This window comes from Stenotrophomonas sp. INTA L402-1 (assembly GCF_059295135.1).
On record NZ_JCAFWP010000006.1, the window covers coordinates 114,053 to 121,792 of the forward strand.

Annotated in this window: 7 protein-coding genes; 3 read left to right on the top strand and 4 right to left on the bottom strand. The window is 66.4% G+C overall.

The window, feature by feature from the left end:
• Window positions 1-196: 196 nt before the first annotated feature.
• On the bottom strand, window positions 197-1,081 hold the full coding sequence (locus AC5O77_RS06405; RefSeq protein ID WP_107432729.1) for an OmpA family protein: 885 nt from the start codon (window positions 1,079-1,081) through the stop codon (window positions 197-199).
• Window positions 1,078-1,443: a DUF4398 domain-containing protein gene (locus AC5O77_RS06410; RefSeq protein ID WP_049398394.1), complete on the bottom strand. Its 366-nt coding sequence runs from the start codon at window positions 1,441-1,443 to the stop codon at window positions 1,078-1,080. The genes AC5O77_RS06405 and AC5O77_RS06410 overlap by 4 nt, the downstream gene beginning before the upstream one ends.
• A 121-nt stretch (window positions 1,444-1,564) precedes the next feature.
• Between AC5O77_RS06410 and AC5O77_RS06415 the strand changes: the two genes are divergently transcribed.
• The 3 genes from AC5O77_RS06415 to AC5O77_RS06425 all read left to right on the top strand — a co-directional run bounded on the left by AC5O77_RS06415 (window position 1,565) and on the right by AC5O77_RS06425 (window position 5,541).
• A complete protein-coding gene (locus tag AC5O77_RS06415; RefSeq protein WP_478058116.1) occupies window positions 1,565-2,692 on the top strand; it encodes a PilT/PilU family type 4a pilus ATPase in 1,128 nt (375 codons plus the stop codon).
• Between the two features lie 130 nt (window positions 2,693-2,822).
• Window positions 2,823-4,100 carry a putative DNA modification/repair radical SAM protein gene (locus AC5O77_RS06420; protein ID WP_478058115.1) on the top strand — a complete coding sequence of 426 codons (1,278 nt, stop codon included), beginning with the start codon at window positions 2,823-2,825 and terminating at the stop codon, window positions 4,098-4,100.
• On the top strand, window positions 4,081-5,541 hold the full coding sequence (locus AC5O77_RS06425) for a UdgX family uracil-DNA binding protein (RefSeq protein ID WP_478058114.1): 1,461 nt from the start codon (window positions 4,081-4,083) through the stop codon (window positions 5,539-5,541). Before AC5O77_RS06420 ends, AC5O77_RS06425 begins: the two co-directional genes overlap by 20 nt.
• 44 nt (window positions 5,542-5,585) lie before the next feature.
• Here AC5O77_RS06425 and maiA read toward each other — a convergent pair whose 3' ends face one another.
• Entirely contained in the window at window positions 5,586-6,254 is a 669-nt protein-coding gene (maiA, locus tag AC5O77_RS06430; protein ID WP_478058113.1) for a maleylacetoacetate isomerase, read from the bottom strand.
• A gap of 14 nt (window positions 6,255-6,268) precedes the next feature.
• Window positions 6,269-7,258, bottom strand: coding sequence for a fumarylacetoacetate hydrolase family protein (locus AC5O77_RS06435; protein WP_032127967.1), 990 nt, complete (start codon window positions 7,256-7,258; stop codon window positions 6,269-6,271).
• Window positions 7,259-7,740: the final 482 nt, after the last annotated feature.

Here is a 7,740-nt window from a genome sequence, read left to right on the forward strand (position 1 = left end):
ATCTGCTGCGGTTCGCGCCCTGTTTGCATCGGCCCGGCCCTCCCATCGTCCGGTCCGCGGCATTGCGTCCCGGACGATTGACCCTACGCCTGCTCAAGGCGGGGTACAAGACCCCTGCGGCAAAAAGACCGAACCCCGCCGGGGCGGGGTTCAGGCTGAATGCTCATCGCAACGAAAAACAAACAATATCAAGCAATTACGGGGCGATGATGACCTCGGCCGAGCGTGCCCGGGTGGACGCCGCCTTCTTGCCGCTGAGCTGGATCCGGTTGCTCGCGACACCCGCCGCGACCAGGGCATCGCGCAGGGCCTCGGCACGCTTCTGACCGACCCCGTTGGCGCTGTCATAGGCCTCGATGCGCAGGCGGCCCTTCTTGCCGATGTTCAGGTACTCGGCCAGCGCCTTGGCCTGGTTGCGGGCCCCACCGGACAGGCTGGAGGCGCCAGCGGCGAATGCGTCACCATTGAAGGTGAAGACCTCGCCACGGCCATCGAACTTCGAGCCCGGCAGCTTCTGCCCGGATACCAGCTCGGCTTCCTCGCGGGCCAGCTTGGCAGCGTTCTGCTGGGCAGCGCTGAGGCGCTGCTGCTGCTTGCCGGCCACACTGGTCAGGGCATTCTCGGCATCCTGGCGGGCCAGGGTCTCGGCCTCGGCGGCCTGGCGCAGGCGCTCAGCCTCCTCGGCCTGCATCTGCGCCTGCATGCGCAGCTGCTCGGCCTCCTGGCGGGCACGGGCGGCATCGCGGCGGCTGGCCTCGATCAGCAGATCACTGCGGGTGCGCTCGAGGCGATCGACCTCACGCGCGGCCAGTGCGGCACGCACGGCAGTCTCGGCAATCTCCACCCGGCGCTCGGCCAGGTAGGTGGCCAGCTCCTGGTCGCGGCGCTTGGCCTTGTCCAAGGTGGCGATGGCCTGCTGGGCCTGCATGCGCTCGAAGGCGCCCAGCTCAGCCGTGTCGGGATTGGCCTGGATGGCCATCAGACGCTGGCTCAGTTGCGCCACCATCGGGTTGTCGGCGGCCAGGGCCAGGGTCGGCAGCGTCAGCAGGGCAGCCAGGGTTGCGGCAGTCATCGGCTTCACCGGCGGTCCTCCCCGGTCGACAGCTGGCGTTGCAGCTGGTTGACCTCGTTGCGGCGCAGCTGCAGCTGCGCGGTGACGGTGGCTTCCTCGCTGCGGGCGCGGGCCAGGTCGGCATCGGCAGCGGCGCGCAGGGCGATCGCCGGGGCGTTCTTGCGCTCGCGGCGGTCGCCGGCAGCACGCTGGGCCTGTTCCAACCCCTGCCGGGCCAGCCCGATCAGGTCCGGGGCGTACTGGTCGGCGTCGGCCTGGGTGGCCTTGTCGACCGCCTGCCGGGCCTGGGCCAGTTCCAGTGCGCCGTCCTGCGCCCAGGCGGGGGCAGACAGTGCGAATGCAAACGCCATCACATACAGGCCATGGCGCATTCGTGCGAAGCTAAGTCGTTTCATTGGGGAGGCCGTACCGGTTGTCGGTTCACGGCCATTGTCGTCAAGCCGACACCGTGCTGGCAACGGGCGTCGGCCGTTTCGTTGGGGAAAATTCGCAATGGATATCGGCTACTTCCTGAAGCTGATGACCGAAAAGAACGCTTCGGACATGTTCCTGACCACCGGAGCACCGGTCTACATCAAGATCGAGGGGAAGCTTTATCCGCTGGGCAACACCGGCCTGCCGCCGGGCATGGTCAAGAAGATCGCCTACTCGCTGATGGACGAAGGCCAGGTGCCGCAGTTCGAGCGCGAGCTGGAGCTCAACATGGCCATCGCCCTGCCCGATGCCGGGCGCTTCCGCGTCAACGTGTTCAAGCAGCGCGGCGAAGTGGGCATGGTCATCCGCGCCATCCGCAGCCGCATCCCGAGCATCGAGGAGCTGAACCTGCCGCAGGTGCTGAAGGACGTCATCATGACCCCGCGTGGGCTGGTGCTGGTGGTGGGGTCCACCGGTTCCGGCAAGTCCACCTCGCTGGCGTCGATGATCGACCACCGCAACAGCACCACCACCGGCCACATCCTCACCATCGAGGACCCGATCGAGTACCTGCACAAGCACAAGATGTCGATCGTCAACCAGCGCGAGGTCGGGCTGGACACCCATGCCTTCCACAACGCGCTGAAGAACGCGATGCGTGAAGCGCCGGACGTGATCCTGATAGGCGAGATCCTGGATGCGGAAACGATGGAGGCGGCGATCGCCTTCGCCGAGACCGGTCACCTGTGCCTGGCCACCCTGCACTCCAACAATGCCGACCAGACCATCGAGCGCATCCTCAACTTCTTCCCGGAAAGCGCGCACAAGAATGTGCTGATGAACCTGGCGCTGAACCTGCGCGCGGTGGTCAGCCAGCGCCTGGTGAAGAACAAGGAAGGCCGCCGGCTGCCAGCCACCGAGGTCCTGATCAATACGCCGATGATCCGTGACCTGCTGCGTCGCGGCCAGGTGCACGAGATCAAGGCGGCGATGGAAGGCTCGCTGGAGGAAGGCATGGAGAGTTTCGACCAGTGCCTGTTCCGTCTGGCCAAGGCCGGCATCATCGAGCAGGAGGAAGCGCTGCGCGCGGCCGACTCGCGCGATGGCCTGGCCCTGAAGTTCCGCCTGTCCGAAGGCAGCAGCGGCGAGCACGACCCGTATGCGGATTTCTCAGCCGGGCAGCCAAGCATCACTCACGGGTTCTGACCGCACGAAAAAGGGGACGGAGGGGATTAAGTCGTAAGTGCATTTACGACTTAATCCCCTCCGTCCCCTTTTCCTGAAGAATTCAGGGGCGATCTCATCCAATGAGACCCCTCATCCGTAGGTTTCCTCAATGGAAACCATCCGCAAGCTGGCCATTCTGGCCGATGCCGCCAAGTACGATGCCTCCTGCGCCTCCAGCGGCTCGGGCAAGCGCGATTCGCGCGTCAGTGGCGGTATCGGCAGCACCGAGGGCATGGGCATCTGTCACAGCTACACGCCCGATGGCCGCTGCGTTTCGTTGCTGAAGATCCTGCTGACCAACTTCTGCATCTACGACTGCGCCTATTGCGTGAACCGCGTCTCCAGCAACGTGCCCCGCGCACGTTTCAGCGTGGACGAGGTGGTCACACTCACCCTGGACTTCTACAAGCGCAACTACATCGAGGGCCTGTTCCTGTCCAGCGGCATCATCCGCAATGCGGACTACACCATGGAACAGATGGTGGAAGTGGCCCGGCAGCTGCGCGAAGAACACCGCTACGCCGGCTACATCCACCTCAAGACCATTCCCGAGGCCTCGCCGGAGCTGCTGGCCAGTGCCGGGCGCTATGCCGACCGCCTGTCCATCAACGTGGAACTGCCGACCGAAGCCGGCCTGAGCGCCTTGGCGCCGGAGAAGACGGTGCATTCGATACGCGGCGCGATGGGCGAACTACGCTGGCGCATCGAGGAAGCCAAGGAGGCGCGCAAAGCCCCCCCTGCGATGGCACCGAGGGCCAACCGCAGTCCACGCCCTCCCCGTTTCGCACCCGCCGGGCAGAGCACGCAGATGATCGTCGGCGCGGACGGGGCCAACGACCAACAGATCCTGGCCAGCGCCGATGCGCTGTACGGCAACTACCGCATGCGCCGGGTGTACTACTCCGCGTTCAGCCCGATTCCGGACGCCAGCCGGCAGCTGCCACTGCAACCGCCTCCGCTGCAGCGCGAACATCGCCTCTACCAGGCCGACTGGTTGCTGCGCTTCTACGGGTACGGCGTGGATGAGATTACCGATACCACCCAGGACGGCATGCTCGACCTGGATATCGACCCGAAAATGGCTTGGGCGATCCGTCACCCCGAGCGCTTTCCTGTGGATCTCAACCGTGCGCCGAAGGAAATGCTGCTTCGCGTACCCGGGCTGGGCGTGCGCAACGTGAAACGGGTGCTGATGGCACGCCGCCACGGTCGCCTGCGGGTTGCCGATGTAGCACGCCTGAAGGCACCGATGAGCAAACTGCTTCCGTTTGTGCAGCTGGCTGACCACCATCCACGCAAATCGCTGGACGATCCGGCGGCGCTGCGCGCGCAGTTGGCCCCACCGCCTCGTCAGGGATCGCTGTTTGATGCACCGCCCGCCGCCTGACGCGCAGCGCTGGTCGCTGCGGGTGGACCCGCAGTGGTCGCTGCAGGCCTGGCGCGATGCTGCGCGCGAAGCGTTGCTGCGAGGCGTGGCCCCGCCTCAGCTGGACTGGCTGGGAGGGAGCGAAACGTCGTTGCTGGATGCGCCGGCCGTGCAGCGGGCGCCGATGCTGGCTGATGCCAGTGCACCCAACGTGGCCCGCGATTTCCTGGAACTGGCGGCCACCTGCCTGTGCCATCGCGACCCCCAGCGACTGGCCTTGCTGTATCGCCTGCTGTGGCGCATCGTCCATGGCGAGCGTTCGGTGCTGAGCAACCCCGCCGACGCCGATGTCCTGCGCGCAACGGCGCTCGCCCAGGCCGTCCGCCGTGACACGCACAAGATGAAGGCATTCGTGCGCTTCCGCGAGGTGCCCGGCCAGCCTGATGCGTTCATCGCCTGGTTTGAGCCACAGCACCACATTGTCGACCGGGTCGCGCCCTTCTTCGCGCGCCGCTTCACCGGCATGCGCTGGGCGATCCTCACGCCTTCGCGCAGTGTCGCATGGGACGGGCAGGCGCTTGCCTTCGGCCCCGGCGCACGGCGCGAGGATGCCCCGGCCGAGGATGCGCGCGAATCACTGTGGCAGACCTACTACGCCAACATCTTCAATCCGGCGCGACTCAATACACGCATGATGATGCAGGAGATGCCGGCAAAGTACTGGCGCCACCTGCCGGAGGCCCAGCTGCTGCCACGCTTGGTGCGCGATGCGGCCGACCGCGTGCAGGAAATGCATGACCGTCCCGCGCAGGCACCCCAGCGCAGGATTCCCATGCGTGGGGACGCTGCGGCAGCGCGCCCAGATACCGCCAGCCTGCAGACGCTGCGACAACAGGCCAGCGCCTGCCGCCAGTGCCCGCTGTGGGAGACCGCCACGCAGACGGTGTTCGGCCAGGGGCCGGCCGATGCGCGGGTGATGGTGATCGGCGAGCAGCCTGGCGATACCGAGGATCTGCGCGGCCAGCCGTTCGCCGGCCCTGCCGGCCAGTTGCTGGACCGCGCATTGGCAGAGCTGGGAATCGATCGCGCCACGCTGTACCTGACCAACGCGGTGAAGCACTTCCACCATGAGCGGCGTGGCAAGGTGCGGCTGCACAAGCGGCCGGAAAGCCGCCACATCCAGGCCTGCCGGCCGTGGCTGATGGGCGAGATCGCGCGCGTGCGGCCGCAGCTCATCGTCTGCCTGGGCGCAACCGCGGCAGCCTCGGTATTTGGCCGTGATTTCAATCTGTCGCGCGACCGTGGACGCTGGCACACGCTGGAGGAATGCACCCGCGGCTACGCCACCGTGCACCCGGCGTGGGTGCTGCGGCAAGGCGATGGCGCGCGCCGCGAACGGGCCTATGCACTGTTCCGCGATGATCTCGCGCAACTGCTGCAAAAAGGGGACGGAGGGGATTAAGTCGTGAATGCACTTGCGACCTGATCCCCTCCGTCCCTCTACTTTCAGGCGGCGTCGGGCTGGTTTTCCGGGCGTGCGCGGTCGAAGGCGTCCAGTGCCTGGCAGGCAGCTTCGATACGGCGCAGGGTCGGGTACGGCGCCAGGTCCAGACCGAAGCGATGCGCGTTGTACAGCTGCGGCAGCAGGCAGATATCGGCCAGCCCGGGGCGGTCGCCGTGGCAGAACGTGCCCGTCGCGCTGCTGTTGGCCAGCATTGCCTCCATGGCAGCGAAACCCTCGGCGATCCAGTGCAGGGTCCACTGCGTGCGGGCGTCGGCCGGCACCTGCAGGGTGCGCTCCAGGTACTGCATCACCCGCAGGTTGTTGATCGGGTGGATGTCGCAGGCCACCAGCTGGGCCAGCGCACGCACCCGCGCACGGCCGGCGGCATCGGCCGGTAGCAGCGGTACCTGCGGGAAGCGTTCTTCCAGGTATTCAAGGATCGCCAGCGACTGGGTCAGTGCATGCCCGTCATGCAGCAGAGTTGGCACCAGCTGCTGCGGATTGAGCGCGCGATAGGCGTCAAGGTGCTGCTCGCCACCGTCGCGCACCAGGTGCACCGGCCGCGCCTCCCAGGCCAGGCCCTTCAGCTCCAGGCCGATGCGCACGCGGTAGGCGGCGCTGGATCGCCAGTAGGTGTACAGCACGATGCCGTCGTCGACCGGGATCTCCATCGCCGCCTCCCTGCTCAGGGCCTGGTCGCCTGTTCGATGCGCTGCTCGATCGCACCGAAGATGCTGTTGCCGGCGGCATCGAGCATCTCGATGCGGACCACGTCCCCGAACGACATGAACGGCGTACTCGGCTTGCCGTCGCGCAGGGTTTCGACCACCCGCTGTTCGGCAAAGCAGGAGGCACCCTTGCTGGTGTCTTCGTTGGCGATGGTGCCCGAGCCAACGATGGTACCGGCGCTGAGCGGACGGGTCTTGGCCGCATGCGCGACCAACTGGGCGAAGTTGAACTGCATGTCCACGCCCGCTTCCGGCGCACCGAACCACTGGCCGTTGATGTGGGTCAGCAGCGGCAGGTGCACCTTGCTGTCCTGCCACGCGGCGCCCAGCTCGTCGGGGGTGACAAACACCGGCGACAGTGCCGAACGCGGCTTGGACTGCAGGAAGCCGAAGCCCTTGGCCAGCTCACCCGGAATCAGGTTGCGCAGCGAGACATCGTTGACCAGGCCGACCAGCTGGATATGGCCTGCGGCCTGTTCCGGGGTGGCGGCCATCGGCACGTCGTCGGTAATCACCACGATCTCTGCTTCCAGGTCGATGCCGTAGTCCTCGCTGACCACCTTCACCGCGTCGCGCGGACCGTAGAAACCGGCGCTGGTCGCCTGGTACATCAGCGGGTCGGTGTAGAAGCTCTCCGGCACCTCGGCGCCACGGGCGCGGCGCACGCGCTCGACATGTGGCAGGTAGGCGCTGCCATCGACGAACTCATAGGCACGCGGCATCGGCGCGGCCAGCGCCTGCGGGTCCAGGTCGAACACGCCATCGGCGTCGCCCGCGTTGAGCGATTCGTACAGGGCGTTCAGGCGCGGCGCGATGTGGCTCCAGTCCTCCAGGGCCTGCTGCAGGGTGGCGGCAATGCCGGTGGCGCGCACGCCGTGGCGCAGGTCACGCGAGACGACGATCAGGGTGCCGTCGCGGCCGCCTTCCTTCAAAGAACCAAGCTTCATGGGTGGGTGTCCGGAGTCGTGGGCAAACAAGTTTCAAGTGTAATCAAATCTGCGTCGACGCCAAGCTGCAGCGCGGCATCGACCCACCCTACCGTAGTGGGGGGGTCGGCAGGGCTTGCAGCCCTGCACCTGCTTCAAGCCAGGGCAACGTCAACAGCAACAGCCGGCTCTGGGTTGTCTGTGAGCTGGGCGGGACGGTGTGGGTGGGCAGGACACGCCGTAAACCCGTCCCTGGGGGCTCGATGGCGCCATCCATGGCGCCAACGGTCCTGCCCACCCACACCGTCCCACCCCTGACAATTTCCCGATGACGGATCGAACATCCACATCATTCATCGTCGAAACCCGTCAGATATCGAAATTGATCGAATGAGATTCGACAGATCGCGGAAAACTCTCGAAGGCGGGGTGGGTCCGGTTGCGGGGGCGTGAGCCGCATGGATGCGGCGACCGAGCTTACATGCTGTCTCTTATACACATAT

Bases quoted from the DNA above. Each gene is read 5' to 3' on its own strand.
- AC5O77_RS06410 (WP_049398394.1), bottom strand. From the start codon at position 1,443: ATGCGCCATGGCCTGTATGTGATGGCGTTTGCATTCGCACTGTCTGCC.
- AC5O77_RS06415 (WP_478058116.1), top strand. From the start codon at position 1,565: ATGGATATCGGCTACTTCCTGAAGCTGATGACCGAAAAGAACGCTTCG.
- AC5O77_RS06420 (WP_478058115.1), top strand. From the start codon at position 2,823: ATGGAAACCATCCGCAAGCTGGCCATTCTGGCCGATGCCGCCAAGTAC.
- AC5O77_RS06425 (WP_478058114.1), top strand. From the start codon at position 4,081: ATGCACCGCCCGCCGCCTGACGCGCAGCGCTGGTCGCTGCGGGTGGAC.
- maiA (WP_478058113.1), bottom strand. From the start codon at position 6,254: ATGGAGATCCCGGTCGACGACGGCATCGTGCTGTACACCTACTGGCGA.
- AC5O77_RS06435 (WP_032127967.1), bottom strand. From the start codon at position 7,258: ATGAAGCTTGGTTCTTTGAAGGAAGGCGGCCGCGACGGCACCCTGATC.